Genomic DNA, 15,738 nt, shown 5'->3' with positions numbered 1-15,738 from the left:
CGGCCGCGCGAGGGCGCGTCAGCGCTATCGTCACGGATCTCGCCGGACCAGTGTCACCACGGCGACGGTGAACACCGTTGCCACCACCGCGGCGAAGTACAGCGCGGCGCCGACTGGCCCCCACCACATCGTGAACGTCTGGAACAGGGGAGTTTTGGTGAACGTGTAAGCGTTGGCGAAGGGCAGCAACGGCCCGATGCGGCCACCGATCTGCGGAATTGTGCCGAGCAACGGCTCCACGACGAACGGCATCAGCACGAGCACCGCGACCACGCCCGCGGTGTGGCGCAACAAGGCCCCCAACGCCACCGCCAGCACCGCCCCCAGCACCGCGTACAGGCTGGTGGCGCCGACTGCCCGCCAGACCTCCGTCCCCGACAGATCGAGATCTCCAGCGCGCTCGCTGGACAACAGCGACCGCGCCAACCCGATGGCCCCCACCATCATGACCGCCGTGACGACCCCGGAAAACAGGCCGGCGACGGCAGCTTTGGCGGCCAGCACGACACCACGATGTGGCGTGGCCAGGAACGTCGCCCGAATCATCCCGGTACCGAACTCATTCGTCACCGACAACGCGGACAAGATCATCAACACGGGAACGCCGAACACGCTCACCCCGAGGGCCGCTCGCTCCGGTGGCAGATAGCTGTACGGCATTCCACCGGCCTGGAGGGCTGCGAACCCGAGGCTGGGCACCGCGACCGACAGCGTCGTCCACACCGGCGCGCGGGTGGACTGCAATTTGATGCGTTCGGCGTTCAGCGTCGCGAGCATCAGGAAACCGACCGATAATCGACAGCGCCGTCGGTCAGCCGCAGATAGGCATCCTCCAGTGACACCTGCCGGGAGCTGAGCTCGTGCAGCGTGATGCCGTGGGCCGCGGCCAGGTCCCCGACGCGTTCTGACGGACAGTCGGTCACCGTCAGTACCTCACCCTCGCTCTGCACCGAAACTCCCTGTGCGGTCAACACTTCCCGCAGCCGCTCGAGTTGTGGGCTCCGCGCTCGGACCACCCCTTGCCCCGCTCGGGCCACGAACTCGGCCATGGTGGTCGCGGCGATCAGCCGACCGCGGCCGATGACCACCAATCGATCGGCGGTGTTGGCCATCTCGGCCAGCAGGTGACTCGACACCAGCACCGTCCGGCCCTCGGCGGCCAGGCCGCGCATCAGGGTGCGCACCCACCGGATACCTTCGGGGTCGAGGCCGTTGACCGGTTCGTCGAACAGCAGGACCTCAGGATCGCCGAGCAGGGCGGCCGCGATGCCGAGTCGCTGCGCCATGCCGAGTGAGAACGACCCCGCCCGTTTGTTCGCCACCTCGCCCAGACCCACGAGTCCGAGCACCTCGTCGACCCTGGTCGCCGGCAAGCGATTGGCGGCGGCCAGCCACCGCAGATGAGCCCGGGCCGTCCGATTGGGATGCACCTGGCGCGCGTCGAGCAGGGCACCGACACTGCGCAACGGCGACGTGAGATCTCGGTACCGCTTACCCAGCACGGTGGCGGTTCCGGCGGTCGGCCGGTCCAGCCCGACGATCATCCGCATCGTGGTGGACTTGCCGGCGCCGTTGGGTCCGAGAAATCCGGTGACGACGCCCGGCTCGACGGTGCACGTCAAGTCATCGACAGCTCGTGTTCGGCCGAAATCCTTTGTCAGGCCGTTCAGTTGGATCATCTCGTCAGGGCCTTCACGACCAGCCCGGCGACGGCTCGCATACCTGCGGCATTGGGATGTAGCGGCGCCACCCGGCCGGGCAGCGGTAGGTGAAACGCCGTGGTCCAGGGATCGGCCGACCATGCGTGATGATCACGACTGCCGTCCGCCGCCCGCACCAGTTCACAACCGGTGTCGGCGGCGGCCACGGCCGTCAGCTCGGCCAGGCGGGCGGCGACGTGCCGGCCCAGATCGGCTTCCGCGGCACCGATCGGCGGCGCGGGCACACCGGCCGGCGGCAGGAGCGTGAGGTAGTCGACGAACAGCACCCGCGCCTGCGGCGCACGCCGACGCACTTCTCGCCCAACGGTTTTCAGTGACTCACCCACGACGTCGAGGGCCTGGTCCCGCACCGTCTCATCAAGCAGTCCGCGTAGCAATCCGCCGGCGAAGGGCATCGACCGCAAGAAGCGGGGCAGGCACGCGGCACCGAGCATCGGCACGTATCCGGCGTCGTTGCCACCGATGGTGATGGTGACCAATGACTCCGACCCGTCCAGGGCATGGACCTGCGGCGGCTCACCGAACTGCCGCTGCGAGAGTACGTGCGCGGTGGTGGCACCCGAAAACGTCACGTCGACAAGGTCGTAACCGAGTCGCGCGGCGACGAGGTGCGGATAGTTGATCGCCGACCTGCCGGACCGCTTCGGCGCGCCCGAGGCTGCCGGTTTGATGCCGGGTCCCGCCGCCATCGAACTGCCGAGGGCGAGGTAGCGCTCCGTCATAGCGCCGGGCTGGATGCCTGCGCCCAGAACCGCTTGGGCACGCGGCCGGCCCGGCTGGCCAACCGGCCGGCGGTGACCGCGGCGGCCATGGCGGCCGCCATCATCGGCGGATCCGAGGCCCGGGTCACCGCGGTCGCGAGAAGCACGGCGTCGCAACCCAGTTCCATCGCCAGGGCCGCATCGCTGGCCGTACCGATACCGGCGTCGAGCACCACCGGCACCCCGGCGGCCGCGACGATCATCTCGATGTTGTGCGGGTTGGAGATACCCAGCCCGGTGCCGATGGGTGCACCCAACGGCATGACCGCCGCGCAACCGGTGTCCTCCAGTCGCCTGGCCAGCACCGGGTCATCGTTGGTGTAGGGCAGGACGACGAAGCCGTCGTCCACCAATTGCTCTGCGGCACGCACCAATTCGATCGCATCCGGCAGCAGCGTGCGCTCGTCGGCGATCACTTCGAGTTTCACCCAATTGGTCTGCAACGCTTCGCGCGCCAACTGCGCCGTCAGCACCGCTTCGGCCGCGCCGCGACAGCCGGCGGTGTTGGGGAGCGCCGCGATGCCGAGCTTGCGCAGCAAATCCAGTACGCCGGTACCGGTTTCGGCATCGATCCGGCGCATCGCGACGGTGGTCAGCTCGGTGCCCGAGGCGACGAGCGCCTCCTCCAGGATCGACAGGTTGGCCGCGCCGCCGGTGCCCATGATGAGCCGGGAGCCGAATTCGCGATCGGCGATGCGCAAGACATCGGCAGACGTACAGACCTCAGCCACCCTGCACCGCCGTCACGACCTCGATCTTGACGCCCTCGGTCAGGACGTCGTCCCACTCCGATCGCGGCAGGACCGCCCAATCGACGGCGACGGCGATGCCCTTGTCCGGAAAGCCCAGTGTGTCGATCAATTCCGCTACCGTGGTGCCTTCGCGAATCTCCACGCTCTCATCGTTGACTGTGATCAGCACACGGCCACCTTCTCTTTCACCTCACCCGCAAGCAGTTCCGAAATCCGTTGTGCGGTCCACGCGGCCAGCAGAAAGCCGTTCCGCCCGTGACCGGTCGCCGACAGGGTGCGGTCGTCCAGCCAGCCCACGATCGGCAGGCCGTCCGGAGTCATCGGCCGCAGTCCCGCCGCGCATTCGGCCAGTTCGTATTCACCGAGTGCCGGCATCACCGCACAGGCATCATCGAGAAGGTCGCGTACCCCGGTGACCGTAGGCGCGATGTCCCGGCCGTGCTCGTACTGGGTCGCGCCGACCACCACGCCGTCCGCACGGGGCACCAGGTACACCTGCCGGCCATGAACCCGGGCCCGGACCACCCGCTGCGGCACCGGCATACATCCCTTGCGCCACCGCAGCCGCAGGATCTCGCCCTTCACCGGGCGAATCGGCAGGCCGGGCCACAGGGCCGGAGCGTCGATGCCATTGGCCAGCACGGTGATACCCGCGTCGCGCGTCTGCTCGAGCGAGCCGACCGGGCCCGCCCACTGCACACCCAGACGGTCACAATGCGCGGTGAGGCCCTCGACCACCAGCCGGTTGTCCACGGCGAGTTCGGTTTCCGCGCGGAAGCCATGGCGAATCCCCTGCGCCAGCAATGGTTCGACATCGCGGGCGGCGGTGGTCACGGTCACGGGGTGGCCCTGCGCCGCGAGCCACTCGGCAACGGTGCGGATGTCAGCCGCATCGGCCCGGTCGACCGCGACCACGAGCGAGTCGCGCGCAGTGACCACGTCGTCGGGCAGCCCGTCGAGGAATCCGCCGTGCCATAACGCCAGGGAGTCCAGGCCCAGCTGCAACTGGTCCTGCTCACCCGGCCAGCCCTCGGAGTGCGGTGCGAGCATGCCGCCCGCCACCCACGAGGCGCCGCTCTCCTCGGCCCGGTGCACCCGCACCGACCACCCGTCCAGCGCCGCGCGGCGCGCCACCGCGAGACCGATGACGCCGCCACCAACGACAGCAAGGTCCAACGGCACGATCCCTCTTCTCCCTTCGCCGGCATGATCCGGATCAGGTGTGACGGTAAGGGTAGGACGACCCCACTCTCAGTCCCCGGTCCCGGGACTCCCGTGTTGCGGCGTCCACGGTAGTCGCTACCGTCGCGCTGTGCCTAAACCCACCCAGCGTCTGCAGTCCGCATCCCTCTACCTGTGCACCGACGCGCGCCGGGAGCGCGGTGACCTGGCCGAGTTCGCCGATGCTGCGCTGGCCGGGGGCGTGGACATCATCCAGCTGCGCGACAAGGGCTCGGCCGGTGAGGCACAGTTCGGTCCACTGGAGGCCAAACAGGAGCTGGCGGCGCTGGAGGTGCTGGCCGACGCGGCGCGGCGGCACGGCGCGCTGTTCGCCGTGAACGACCGGGCCGACATCGCCCGCGGGGCGCACGCCGACGTGCTGCACCTGGGCCAGGACGATCTGCCCCTGTCCCTGGCCCGCGAGATCGTCGGGCCCGATCCGCTGTTCGGCCGCTCCACCCACGACGAGCAGCAGCTGGCCGTCTCCGTGACCGAAGACGTCGACTACTTCTGCGTCGGCCCCTGCTGGCCGACGCCCACCAAGCCGGGCCGCACCGCACCCGGGCTGAACCTGGTCCGCGCGGCCGCGGCATCCGGAACCGTCAAACCCTGGTTCGCCATCGGTGGCATCGACCTGGCCCGCGTCCCCGACGTGGTGGCCGCCGGCGCGCACCGCATCGTGGTGGTGCGGGCCATCACTGCTGCAGAGGATCCGGCTGCGGCAGCCCGGGCACTCAAAGAGGCCTTGCCGCAGGCGTCTACGAACTGAGCGGGATGCCCGCCGTCACGCTGCGCAGGCGCTCCCAACTCGCGGCGAACCCGGGATGCAGCGGTAGTGAGGTGACATCGTCCTCGGAGACCCAGCGCAGTTCGACGCTCTCCCGATTGGGCACGGTCTCGAGTTGTTCGGGCGCGTCCGCGATGACCGTCGTGTACGTCCAGACCTCGCCGATCGCCGTCGCGGTGACGACCGTGGTCCGAACCGTCAATTGATGCGCCTCCAACCCTGCTTCTTCATAGGCCTCGCGGACGGCGGCTTCCTCGACGGTTTCGTGACTGTCCCGCGCCCCACCCGGCAGCGCCCAGGTGCCCCCTTGATGACTCCACGGCGCGCGGTACTGCAAGAGCACCGCCGCTCCGCCACCCGGCTGCGGCGCCCGCACCAGAAGCCCGGCCGCGCCATGGCGGCCCCAGAAGTGGGAGCCGTCTGCCGCAAGCACCCATCCGTCACCGTCGCCCTGCACGAAACCCACAATAGGACCCTGCTATCGATGCCAAGTTTTGATGTTGGCAGAGTCGGCGCGTAGGGCGTGGAATCTGACAAACATTTGGGACCGGGCCGACGGGGAATCCACCCCCTGCGCGCCGCAAGCTCTTAGACTTCTATTAAACGAGTTCGGCAGGGTCAAGGGGTCCGGAAAGTTGAGGTCGGCGCACACGTGACGGTGGAGTTGGCGCACCCTTCAACCGAGCCCGTGGCTTCTCGGTCACCCGGAACTCCCGCACACACCCGTTGGTGGTTCATGTGGACCACACCCGGCCGCATCCTGCTCATCGGATTGACGCTGGCCGGCCTCGTCATCGCGTGCGCGTTCGCCACGTCCACGACCATCCACGCCCGCCAGCAGGCCCTGACCACCGTGCTCGATCACACGGAGCCGCTGGCGTTCGCGGCCGGTCAGCTCTACACCACGCTGTCCGTCGCCGACGCCGCCGCAGGCACCGCCTTCATCGCCGGCTCCGAACCGCAGGACGTTCGGCAACGCTACGAGCAGGCGATCACCGACGCCGCGGCCGCGGTCACCGCGGCCTCGAGCGGGCTGACCGATGAGCGCATGGTGCAGGTGCTCGGGCACATCAACGCCGAGCTGGCGGTTTACACCGGACTGGTGGAAACCGCCCGGACCAACAATCGCGCGGGTAACCCGGTCGGTTCGTCCTACCTGTCCGAGGCGTCATGGCTGATGCAGACGCAGATCCTGCCCGACGCACAGAGGCTCTACGACAGCACCTCGGCGCGCGTGAATTCGGAGACCAGCGGCTCGTCGCAGGTTCCCGCACCGGTGATCCTGGTGGTCGCGGCCACGCTGATGTTCGGCTTCTTCTCGAACCGCTGGCTGGCGAGGCACACCCGCCGCCGCGTCAACATCGGTTTCGTGGCCGGGGGCATGGCAGTCCTGATCATGATCGTCTGGATCGGGGCCACTCTCGTCATCTCGACCACGGACACCCGGCACGCCCGCAACGCCGCGGCCTCGCTGCAAACCGTGACCAGCATGGCCATCACGGCACAGCAAGCCCGTGCCGACGAGACACTGTCGCTGATCCGGCGCGGCGACGAGAGCGTCCGCAAGCAGTCGTACTACCACCGCATCGACGCCCTCCAACAACAGCTGGCCGACTACATGCGGCGCCCCGACGCGATCGGCAAGAAGGACCTGGAGGGGGCCGATCAGCTGGTACGCCGCTGGCGCGCCGCCGACGACCGGATCAACGCCTACATCTCGACCGGCAACTACCAATCCGCGACGCAGGTGGCCCTGGGCACGAGCGAAGACGACTCCACGCCTGCCTTCGACAAGCTCGATGAGGCCCTCTCCAAGGGCATCGCCGAAAGCCGCAAACAGCTCCGCAGCGACATCCTCAACGGGCGTCAGGCGCTGTCGGGAGCGACGGTGGGCGCGGCGGCACTGAGCCTCGCCGCGGCGGTGGCAGTGGCGCTCGGGCTGTGGCCGAGGTTGAGTGAATACCGATGAGTCTTGCAATGCGTTCTCGATTGGTCCCGGCGATGGTGGCGGTACTGGTGGCCGCCGGCTGCGGCGAGGCCCCACCCGCGGCAGGACCGCCGAGCATCACCATCGCGCCGCCCACACCCGCCGGCATGCAGGTGCAGACGGCAGTGCCGGACCTGGGCCCCGAGGACAAGTCCGACTGCACCGCGAGCCTGCGGCCGTTCCCGACGCCCGAGGCCGCGGCGGCGGCCGTCACCAACATCAAGGACCGGGGCCGGCTGATCGTCGGGCTCGACATCGGCAGCAACCTCTTCGCCTTCCGCGACCCGATCACGGGCCAGATCACCGGCTTCGATGTCGACATCGCCGGTGAGGTGGCACGCGACATCTTCGGCACGCCGTCACAGGTCGAGTACCGGATCTTGTCGGACAACGACCGGATCTCGGCACTGCAACACAACACCGTCGACATCGTGGTGAAGACCATGAGCATCACCTGCGAACGCCGCAAGCTGGTGAACTTCTCGGCCGAGTACTTCTCCGCCAAACAGCGCATCCTCGCCGCCCGCGACTCCGACATCCGCAAGCCCGCGGACCTCTCCGGCAAGCGGGTGTGCGTGGTAACGGCCACCACCTCGAAGGCGCGGCTGCAGCGCATCACCCCGCCGCCGATCCTCGTCGAAGCGGTCACCTGGGCGGATTGCCTGGTGGCGCTACAACAGCGACAGGCCGACGCCGTGTCCACCGATGACGCCATCCTGGCCGGCCTCGTGGCGCAGGACCCGTACCTGCACATCGTCGGGCCCAACATGGCCGAGGAGCCGTACGGCATCGGCATCAACCTGAACAACACCGGGCTGGTCCGGTTCGTCAACGGAACGCTGGAGCGGATTCGCCGCGACGGGACGTGGAACACGTTGTACCGCAAGTGGTTGACCGTGCTGGGCTCGACGCCGAACCCACCCGTACCGAGGTACAGCGACTGATGCCCGACAGCGAAGCGACGACCGGCCCGGTGGACGCGGGTCCCGACACCGACCCCGGAACCCAGGCCGTCGAGGTGACGTGGGACTCGTTGGCCACGATGCGGCCGATGGGCACGCAAGCGGTGTTCCGGCCGCAGTTCGACGACTCGGCCAGCATCCCGGTGCCCGTTCCGCCTGAACGCGATTCCGCCCCCACCAGTCTCGTCACCGCGACCACCCGGGTCTCCCCCATCCGTCGCCTGGGCGGTGGCCTGGTCGAGGTGCCTCGGATGGTGGATCAGGATCCCCTCTCGGCGCTGATGACCAATCCGGTGGTGGCCGAAGCCAAGCGCTTCTGCTGGTCCTGCGGCAAGCCGGTCGGTCGGTCCGAGAACGGTGAACCCGGCCAGTCCGAAGGCTGGTGCCCGCACTGCGGGGCCGCGTATTCGTTTCTGCCGCAACTGAGCCCGGGCACCATGGTGGCCGACCAGTACGAGGTCAAGGGCTGCATCGCACACGGGGGGCTGGGCTGGATTTACCTGGCGCTGGACACCAACGTCAACAACCGGCCGGTCGTGCTCAAAGGCCTGGTGCACTCCGGCGACGCCGAGGCGCAGGCGATCGCCATGGCCGAGCGGCAGTTCCTCGCCGAGGTCACCCATCCCGCGATCGTGAAGATCTTCAACTTCGTCGAACACGCCGACAAGCACGGCGACCCGGTCGGCTACATCGTGATGGAGTATGTCGGCGGCATCTCGCTGAAGCAGGTGAAGGGCGCCAAACTGCCGGTGGCCCAGGCGATCGCCTACATGCTGGAGATCCTGCCCGCGCTCGGCTACCTGCACTCCGTCGGCCTGGTCTACAACGACCTCAAGCCCGAGAACCTCATGCTCACCGAGGAACAGCTCAAGCTCATCGACCTCGGTGCGGTGTCACGGATCAACTCGTTCGGATTCCTGTACGGCACACCGGGTTACCAGGCGCCGGAGATCGTCCGGACCGGCCCGACCGTCGTCACCGACATCTACACCGTCGGCCGCACCCTCGCGGCGCTGACCCTGAACCTGAAGACGGACAAGGGCCGGTACGTCGATGGGCTGCCCGAGGACGATCCGGTCCTGGCCCAATACGATTCGTTCGGCCGGCTGCTGCGGCGCGCGATCGATCCCGACCCGCGCCGGCGGTTCGGCAGCGCCGAAGAGATGTCCGGGCAGCTCCTCGGCGTACTGCGTGAGGTGGTCGCCCAGGACACGGGCACACCGCGGCCCGGTCTGTCGTCGGTGTTCAGCCCGTCGCGCTCGACGTTCGGCGTCAACATGCTGGTGGCCCATACCGACGTGTACATCGACGGGCAGGTGCACACCGAGAAGATCACCGCACCTGAGATTGTCCGGGCCCTGCAGGTGCCGCTGGTCGACCCGGCCGACGTCGGCGCGACGGTGCTGTCGGCCACCGTGCTGAGCCAGCCGGTGCAGACCCTGGATTCGTTGCGCGCGGCCCGGGAAGGCTCGCTCGACTCCGAAGGGGTGGATCTGTCGCAGTCGGTCGAGCTGCCGCTGATGGAAGTGCGCGCGCTACTCGACCTGGGCGATGTCGCCAAGGCCAACCGGAAGCTGGAGAACCTGGCCGACCGGATCGGTTGGCACTGGCGGCTCGTGTGGTTCCGCGCGGTCGGCGAACTGCTGTCTGGTGACTATGCCGCGGCGACAACGGATTTCACCGAGGTTCTCAACACCCTGCCGGGCGAACTGGCACCCAAAGTGGCGTTGGCGGCCACCGCCGAACTGTCCGGGTCGGAGGCTGAGCGGGCCTTCTATCAGACGGTGTGGAACACCGACAACGGCATCATCTCAGCCGGTTTCGGGCGGGCCCGGGTGCAGGCTATGGCCGGCGACCGCGAAGCCGCGGTTCACACCCTCGACGAAGTTCCGGCCACCTCGAGACATTTCACCACGGCGCGACTGACCAGCGCCGTCACGCTGTTGTCGGCGGCCACCACCGCCGAGATCACCGAACGCCAAATCCGCGATGCCGCACGCCGAGTGGAGGCGTTGCCGGAAACCGAACCGCGTGTGCTGCAGATCCGGACGCTGGTGCTCGGCACGGCCCTGGACTGGCTGGCCGACCACACCGCCAGCACCAACCACATCCTGGGTTTCCCGTTCACCGAACACGGTCTGCGCCTCGGCGTGGAGGCCTCCTTGCGCGCGTTGGCCCGGGTGGCGCCAACGAAGGCGCACCGTTACGCGCTGGTGGACCTGGCCAACAATGTGCGGCCGATCAGTACGTTCTAGCGGTAGCGGTCACGCAGCTGCGGATCGTTTTCCCACCACAGGCCACTCGACGGTGCCTCCGCCTCCGCTTCGGCGTCGGCTCCGGATGCGGCGCGCGCCGCAGGGGCCGCCGTAGCGGCTGCCGCGGCGTCCAGCTCGGCGTCGACCTCCGCCGCCTTACGCCGTTCGTCAGAACCCAGCGCCCGCATCAGCAGCAAGATGAACGGCACACCCAGGACGTCACCCAGAATCCACAAGATCCCGGCGCCGAACGTCTGGTCCTGGCGGATGCTCGGGCCGAAGTCGCGGTGCAGTCCGGCGTAATAGTCGTAGGCGATCACCGGGCCGAGCCACAGCACCAGACCGAGGATGCCGTCGCCGAGACCCTCGGCCACGCTGATCCCGATGGACAGCAGCGGCGGGTAACGCCGCGGCACCGGGTCGACCTGCAAGCGGGCATAGAAGTAGGCAAAGCCGATGCCCAGCAGCACAAGTCGGGTCACAGCGGCCAGCGGTCCGGTCATCGACGCGACGTACCACGGTGTCAGGTACAGCAGCCACGGTGTCGCCAGCATCAGCACCGAGGTCACCGGGGGTGACAGGAGCAGTCGCGCGGGGACGGAATTCAGCACCCTGTCGACGCGCTCCTGCACCGATGGACTGAGCGCGGCCCGCATCGTCGCGACCGGGCGGCTCAGCGCGAAGAAGAAGGGCACGACGTAGAGCAACAGCAGGACCTGTAGAGCGCGCACCCAGAACAGCGCCGGCGCGTAGACCGCGAGGGCGCTGAGCGTCGATACCGCCCACACCCCGGCTGCGACGCCGAAGCACCACAGCTGGCTCCGGGTCACCGGGGTGCGCCGACAGGTCCAAACCAGGGCGCCGATGCCGAGCAGCATCAACACCACAGCCACAGGGTCAAATGTCCCGGTCAAAGGGTGCACGAGGCGCAAGCTACGCCCCTATCCTGGGAGGTTCCTTCAGGAAACCTTGCAGACCTCGACGCAGGCCCGCGCGATGGCCAGCTCTTCATTGGTGGGGATCACCAGCACGCTCACCGGCGAGGTATCCGTGGAGATCCGCCGGGCCCCGCGCGCCGTGGACCGGTTGCGCTCCTCGTCGACCTCGATCCCGAGGGCCGACAGCCCGGCGAGCGCATCCCGGCGGACCGCGGCGTCGTTCTCGCCCACCCCGGCGGTGAAGGTGACGACGTCGGCCCCGCCCAACAGCGCCAGGTAGCCGCCGATGTACTTGCGCAGCCGGTGGATGTAGACGTCGTAGGCCAGTTGGGCCGCTTCGTCACCGTCATCGATGCGCTTGTGCAGCTCGCGGAAATCGGTGGCACCGCCCAGTCCCGATACGCCCGAGTGGCGGTTCAGCAGGACGTCGATCTCCTCGATCGACATCCCGGCGGCGCGCGACAGGTACATGATGATGCCGGGGTCCACGTCGCCGGAGCGGGTGCCCATCACCAAGCCCTCCATGGGCGTCAGGCCCATCGAGGTGTCGATGGGCCGGCCGCCGGCGATGGCCGACGCCGACGCACCGTTACCCAGATGCAGGACAATCTGATTCACCGATTCGAGGGGCAGACCCAGGAACTGTGCGGCCTGCTCGCTGACGTACTGGTGCGACGTGCCGTGGAAGCCGTACCGGCGAATGTGCCACTTGTCGGCCACATCCCGGTCGATCGCGTACTCGGCGGCGGCCGCCGGCAGGTTGTGGAAGAAGGCCGTGTCGAACACCGCGACATGCGATACGTCCGGCAGCAGCTTGCGGGCTGCGTTGATGCCCATCAGTCCCGGCGGATTGTGTAGCGGCGCCAGCGGCGCGAGCTTTTCGAGTTCGGCGATCAGCTCGTCGCCGATGAGAGTCGGACGGTAGAACCGCCGGCCGCCATGCACGACGCGGTGACCGACGCACGCGATCTCGCCGGCCGACACTCCGGCGGCCCTGACCGCATCGAACACCTGACGCAACGCCTTCGGGTAATCCTCGACCCGCTCGATCACGCCGTCGGCCAGTGACTCGCCCGAAGTCGGTTGCACCAATCGGTATTTCACCGACGACGAGCCGCAGTTGAGTACCAGTACGGGCCCGCTCATTTCGCTCCTTGAGCCTGAATCGCCGTGATGGCAACGGTATTGACGATGTCCTCGACAAGGGCGCCGCGGGACAAGTCGTTCACGGGTTTGTTCAGGCCCTGCAGCACCGGGCCGATCGCGATGGCGCCCGCGCTGCGCTGCACCGCCTTGTACGTGTTGTTGCCGGTGTTCAGATCCGGGAAGATCAGCACCGTCGCCCGGCCGGCCACCGGCGAATCCGGCATCTTGGTCGCGGCCACCGAAGGCTCCACCGCGGCGTCGTACTGGATGGGCCCTTCGACCAGCAGCTCCGGCGCCCGCTTTCGCACCAATTCCGTTGCCGCCCTGACCTTGTCGACGTCGGCGCCCGTCCCCGAATCGCCCGTCGAGTAGGACAGCATGGCCACGCGCGGCTCGATCCCGAACTGCGCTGCGGTCTGCGCCGAGCTGATCGCGATGTCGGCGAGCTGCTCGGACGTCGGGTCCGGCACGATCGCACAGTCGCCGTAGGCCAGCACCCGATCAGCCAGACACATCAGGAAGATGCTCGACACCGTCGAGATGTCCGGCGCGGTGCGGATGATCTCGAACGCCGGCCGCACGGTGTGCGCCGTGGTGTGCACGGCACCGGACACCATGCCGTCGACCATGTTGTTGTGCACCAGCATGGTGCCGAAATACGAGACGTCGTGGATGATTTCGCGGGCCTGCTCGAGCGTCACGCCCTTCTTCTTGCGCAGCTCGGCGTACTGCATCGCGAACTGGTCACACAACTCGCTGGTGCGTGGATTCAGCACCACGGCGTCCGACAGATCCAGACCCAGCTCGGCGGCCCGCGCCCGCACCGTCGGCTCGTCACCGAGAATGGTGAGGTCGGCAACCGAACGGGCGAGCAGCCGGCCCGCGGCACGCAGAATCCGGTCATCGTCGCCTTCGGGCAAGACGATGCGCTTCCGGTCGGCCCGGGCCCGGTCCTGGAGCTGATGAGTGAACATCTGCGGCGTGGTGACCGTAGGAATCGGAACCGCAAGCTGGGCAAGCAGATCCGCCACATCGACATGCTGGTCCATCAAGGCCAGCGCGGTGTCGATCTTACGAAGCGAAAGGGCCGTCACCCGCCCCCTGGCCATCGACGCGGCCCGGGCGGTGTCATAGGTACCCAAGTCGGTGGCCACGATCGGCAACCGCAGCCCAAGGCCCGCAACCAGCTTCGCGATCGACGGATGCAACGGCAGGCCGCCGTTGAGAACCAGACACGAGATTGATGGAAAGCCTTCTGCGGCATGAGCACTGGCGATCGCCAGCACCACGTCCGACCGATCGCCCGGGGTGATGACGGCCATGGCGTCGGTGAGACGCTCGAGGCAGTGCTCGGCCGTCATACCCGCGACCATCACGCCCATCACTTCGCGGCTCAGCAGCTCGGCGTCACCGCTGAGCACCGTGCCGTGCACCGCGTCACGCAGCTCGGCCACCGACGGCGCCGAAAGCAGCGGTTCCTCGGGCAGGACATAGCTTTTCGGCGCGAACCGCGCCAACGCAGCAGCGACCGAGGCCAATTCATCAGGCGCGCACCGGTTGGCCACCACCGCGGCGGTGTGCGCGTGCTGCACCGCCAGCTCGGCCAGACACAGCTCCACGACGTGGGCGACCTCGTCGGGAGTGCGATCCGCGCCCCGCACCGAAAGCAGCACCGGCGCGCCCAGATTGACCGCGATGCGCGCGTTCACCGACAGTTCGGTCGGCGACGCGACGTCGGAGTAGTCACTGCCCACGATCACCACCGCATCGCACTTGTCGGCGACGCGGTGGTACCGGTCGACGATGTCGGCGATCGCCGCATCCGTGTCTTCGTGCAGCTGCTGGTAGGTGACACCCACGCAGTCGTCGTACTCCAGACCCGCGGTGGTGTGGGTCAGCAGCAGCTCGAGGATGTAGTCGGGGCCGTCGCCGGCGCGCGTTATCGGCCGGAACACCCCGACCCTGGCGACTGTGGCCGCCAGCCGGTGCAACAGCCCTAGCGCGATGGTCGACTTGCCGGTGTCGCCTTCAGGTGAGGCGACGTAGATCGCGGATGAGCGCTCGCGCGAAGACCATGTTGGGGTGGCGTCAGGCACGGCCACAGCCTATCGAGCCACGACGTCCGTCAGGCCAGCTTGCGCAGCCGAGGCTCAAGATCGCTCTTGAACAGGTCCAGAAAACGACGCTGGTCCTGCCGAGGGTCGTGGAACACCAGGTGGTTCAGGCCCCAGTCGACGTACTGCTTGACCTTCTCGACGGCTTCGTCCGGGTCCGACGCCACGATCCAGCGCTTGGCGACCTGCTCGATGGGCAGCGCGTCGGCAGCCTTCTCCATCTCGATCGGGTCGTCGATGGAGTGCTTCTGCTCGGCCGTCAGCGACAGCGGCGCCCAGAACCGGGTGTTCTCCAACGCCAGCTTCGGGTCCGGATCGTAGGAGATCTTGATCTCGATCATCCGGTCGATGTCGTCGGGGTTCTTGCCCGCCGCCTCGGCGCCCTCGCGCATGGCGGGGATGAGCTTGTCTTTGTACAGCTCCTCGCCCTTGCCGGAGGTGCAGATGAAGCCATCACCGGCGCGGCCGGCGTACTTGGCCACCTGCGGCCCGCCCGCGGCGATGTAGATCGGGATGCCACCCTCAGGGACGTCGTAGATCGAGGCACCCTTGGTCTTGTAGTACTCGCCTTCGAAGTCGACGCGGTCGCCGAGCCACAGCTCACGCATCAGCCGCACGGACTCGCGCAGCCGCGCATACCTCTCTTTGAACTCCGGCCATTCGCCTTCGTAACCGGTGGCGATCTCGTTGAGCGCCTCCCCGGTGCCGATGCCCAGGAAGATCCGGTCCGGGTACAGGCAGCCCATGGTCGCGAACGCCTGCGCGATGACGGCCGGGTTGTAGCGGAACGTCGGGGTCAGCACCGAGGTGCCCAGGATCAGCCGCTCGGTGCGCTCGCCCACGGCGGTCATCCAGGCCAGAGAGAACGGTGCGTGGCCGCCGGTGTGGCGCCATGGCTGGAAGTGATCACTGACGGTGGCGCTGTCCATGCCCGCCGCTTCGGCGGCCACCGCCAGCTCGACGAGTTCACGCGGGGCGAACTGCTCCGCCGACGCCTTGTATCCCAGCCTGAGTTCAGCCATGAGTTCCGTTCCTGTTCGTCGCTGCCACGACATTGCTCCTCGCGTGCGCATCCGCCCAATTGCTGCTCGCGT

The 15,738-nt window shown here is 68.1% G+C and carries 15 protein-coding genes; 4 read left to right on the top strand and 11 right to left on the bottom strand.

Translation table 11 applies throughout. From position 1 onward, the window contains the following. Nucleotides 1-30 precede the first annotated feature (30 nt). The 6 genes from AC3WTE_RS27095 to thiO are packed head-to-tail and all read right to left on the bottom strand — an operon-like array spanning nucleotide 31 to nucleotide 4,416. The gene (locus AC3WTE_RS27095) at nucleotides 31-777 is read right to left on the bottom strand and encodes an ABC transporter permease (protein ID WP_492442546.1); all 747 of its coding nucleotides are present in this window, start codon (nucleotides 775-777) and stop codon (nucleotides 31-33) included. Next, nucleotides 777-1,679, bottom strand: coding sequence for an ABC transporter ATP-binding protein (locus tag AC3WTE_RS27090; protein ID WP_492442544.1), 903 nt, complete (start codon nucleotides 1,677-1,679; stop codon nucleotides 777-779). Before AC3WTE_RS27090 ends, AC3WTE_RS27095 begins: the two co-directional genes overlap by 1 nt. Beyond that, nucleotides 1,676-2,443, bottom strand: coding sequence for an SGNH/GDSL hydrolase family protein (locus tag AC3WTE_RS27085; protein WP_492442542.1), 768 nt, complete (start codon nucleotides 2,441-2,443; stop codon nucleotides 1,676-1,678). Before AC3WTE_RS27085 ends, AC3WTE_RS27090 begins: the two co-directional genes overlap by 4 nt. Then, a complete protein-coding gene (locus AC3WTE_RS27080) occupies nucleotides 2,440-3,183 on the bottom strand; it encodes a thiazole synthase (protein WP_268815830.1) in 744 nt (247 codons plus the stop codon). Before AC3WTE_RS27080 ends, AC3WTE_RS27085 begins: the two co-directional genes overlap by 4 nt. Before the next feature lie 22 nt (nucleotides 3,184-3,205). Next, complete coding sequence (thiS, locus tag AC3WTE_RS27075; RefSeq protein WP_138232603.1) at nucleotides 3,206-3,403, bottom strand: sulfur carrier protein ThiS; 198 nt, start codon at nucleotides 3,401-3,403, stop codon at nucleotides 3,206-3,208. Continuing rightward, nucleotides 3,397-4,416, bottom strand: a complete 1,020-nt coding sequence (gene thiO, locus AC3WTE_RS27070) for a glycine oxidase ThiO (protein ID WP_492442540.1) — start codon at nucleotides 4,414-4,416, stop codon at nucleotides 3,397-3,399. The genes thiS and thiO overlap by 7 nt, the downstream gene beginning before the upstream one ends. Nucleotides 4,417-4,546: 130 nt before the next feature. Here thiO and thiE point away from each other — a divergent pair, with 130 nt between their 5' ends. Next, nucleotides 4,547-5,224, top strand: a complete 678-nt coding sequence (gene thiE, locus AC3WTE_RS27065) for a thiamine phosphate synthase (RefSeq protein ID WP_492442538.1) — start codon at nucleotides 4,547-4,549, stop codon at nucleotides 5,222-5,224. On the opposite strand, the gene AC3WTE_RS27060 is transcribed toward thiE, so the two are convergent. After that, nucleotides 5,214-5,699: an NUDIX hydrolase gene (locus tag AC3WTE_RS27060; protein WP_492442592.1), complete on the bottom strand. Its 486-nt coding sequence runs from the start codon at nucleotides 5,697-5,699 to the stop codon at nucleotides 5,214-5,216. The two genes, thiE and AC3WTE_RS27060, sit on opposite strands and share 11 nt — an antisense overlap. Nucleotides 5,700-5,894: 195 nt before the next feature. Between AC3WTE_RS27060 and glnX the strand changes: the two genes are divergently transcribed. From glnX to AC3WTE_RS27045, 3 genes are read left to right on the top strand one after another with little or no spacing between them, the layout of a single operon-like run. Next, nucleotides 5,895-7,211, top strand: coding sequence for a protein kinase G-activating protein GlnX (gene glnX, locus AC3WTE_RS27055; RefSeq protein ID WP_492442536.1), 1,317 nt, complete (start codon nucleotides 5,895-5,897; stop codon nucleotides 7,209-7,211). Continuing rightward, complete coding sequence (locus AC3WTE_RS27050; RefSeq protein WP_492442534.1) at nucleotides 7,208-8,173, top strand: glutamate ABC transporter substrate-binding protein; 966 nt, start codon at nucleotides 7,208-7,210, stop codon at nucleotides 8,171-8,173. Before glnX ends, AC3WTE_RS27050 begins: the two co-directional genes overlap by 4 nt. Then, on the top strand, nucleotides 8,173-10,446 hold the full coding sequence (locus tag AC3WTE_RS27045) for a serine/threonine-protein kinase PknG (protein WP_492442532.1): 2,274 nt from the start codon (nucleotides 8,173-8,175) through the stop codon (nucleotides 10,444-10,446). The genes AC3WTE_RS27050 and AC3WTE_RS27045 overlap by 1 nt, the downstream gene beginning before the upstream one ends. Here AC3WTE_RS27045 and AC3WTE_RS27040 read toward each other — a convergent pair. The 4 genes from AC3WTE_RS27040 to fgd all read right to left on the bottom strand — a co-directional run bounded on the left by AC3WTE_RS27040 (nucleotide 10,443) and on the right by fgd (nucleotide 15,666). Beyond that, complete coding sequence (locus AC3WTE_RS27040; RefSeq protein WP_492442591.1) at nucleotides 10,443-11,324, bottom strand: cytochrome c oxidase assembly protein; 882 nt, start codon at nucleotides 11,322-11,324, stop codon at nucleotides 10,443-10,445. The genes AC3WTE_RS27045 and AC3WTE_RS27040 overlap by 4 nt on opposite strands. 81 nt (nucleotides 11,325-11,405) lie before the next feature. Beyond that, nucleotides 11,406-12,530: an acetate kinase gene (locus AC3WTE_RS27035; RefSeq protein WP_492442530.1), complete on the bottom strand. Its 1,125-nt coding sequence runs from the start codon at nucleotides 12,528-12,530 to the stop codon at nucleotides 11,406-11,408. Then, nucleotides 12,527-14,626 (bottom strand): phosphate acetyltransferase, encoded by a 2,100-nt coding sequence (gene pta / locus AC3WTE_RS27030; protein WP_492442529.1) that lies wholly within the window; start codon nucleotides 14,624-14,626, stop codon nucleotides 12,527-12,529. The genes AC3WTE_RS27035 and pta overlap by 4 nt, the downstream gene beginning before the upstream one ends. 29 nt (nucleotides 14,627-14,655) lie before the next feature. Continuing rightward, on the bottom strand, nucleotides 14,656-15,666 hold the full coding sequence (gene fgd / locus AC3WTE_RS27025) for a glucose-6-phosphate dehydrogenase (coenzyme-F420) (RefSeq protein WP_492442527.1): 1,011 nt from the start codon (nucleotides 15,664-15,666) through the stop codon (nucleotides 14,656-14,658). Between the last annotated feature and the right edge of the window lie 72 nt (nucleotides 15,667-15,738).

Source organism: Mycobacterium sp. FW102-FHT13B02, assembly GCF_058790275.1.
The sequence above is the reverse complement of the archived record's forward strand: the minus strand, read 5'-3'. Positions and strand labels throughout refer to the sequence as shown.

What these genes read in the sequence shown, in the direction of transcription:
- AC3WTE_RS27085 (WP_492442542.1), bottom strand. Translation starts at nt 2,443, where the DNA reads ATGACGGAGCGCTACCTCGCCCTCGGCAGTTCGATGGCGGCGGGACCC.
- AC3WTE_RS27050 (WP_492442534.1), top strand. Translation starts at nt 7,208, where the DNA reads ATGAGTCTTGCAATGCGTTCTCGATTGGTCCCGGCGATGGTGGCGGTA.
- AC3WTE_RS27040 (WP_492442591.1), bottom strand. Translation starts at nt 11,324, where the DNA reads ATGCTGCTCGGCATCGGCGCCCTGGTTTGGACCTGTCGGCGCACCCCG.
- AC3WTE_RS27095 (WP_492442546.1), bottom strand. Translation starts at nt 777, where the DNA reads ATGCTCGCGACGCTGAACGCCGAACGCATCAAATTGCAGTCCACCCGC.
- AC3WTE_RS27045 (WP_492442532.1), top strand. Translation starts at nt 8,173, where the DNA reads ATGCCCGACAGCGAAGCGACGACCGGCCCGGTGGACGCGGGTCCCGAC.
- AC3WTE_RS27035 (WP_492442530.1), bottom strand. Translation starts at nt 12,530, where the DNA reads ATGAGCGGGCCCGTACTGGTACTCAACTGCGGCTCGTCGTCGGTGAAA.
- AC3WTE_RS27090 (WP_492442544.1), bottom strand. Translation starts at nt 1,679, where the DNA reads ATGATCCAACTGAACGGCCTGACAAAGGATTTCGGCCGAACACGAGCT.
- fgd (WP_492442527.1), bottom strand. Translation starts at nt 15,666, where the DNA reads ATGGCTGAACTCAGGCTGGGATACAAGGCGTCGGCGGAGCAGTTCGCC.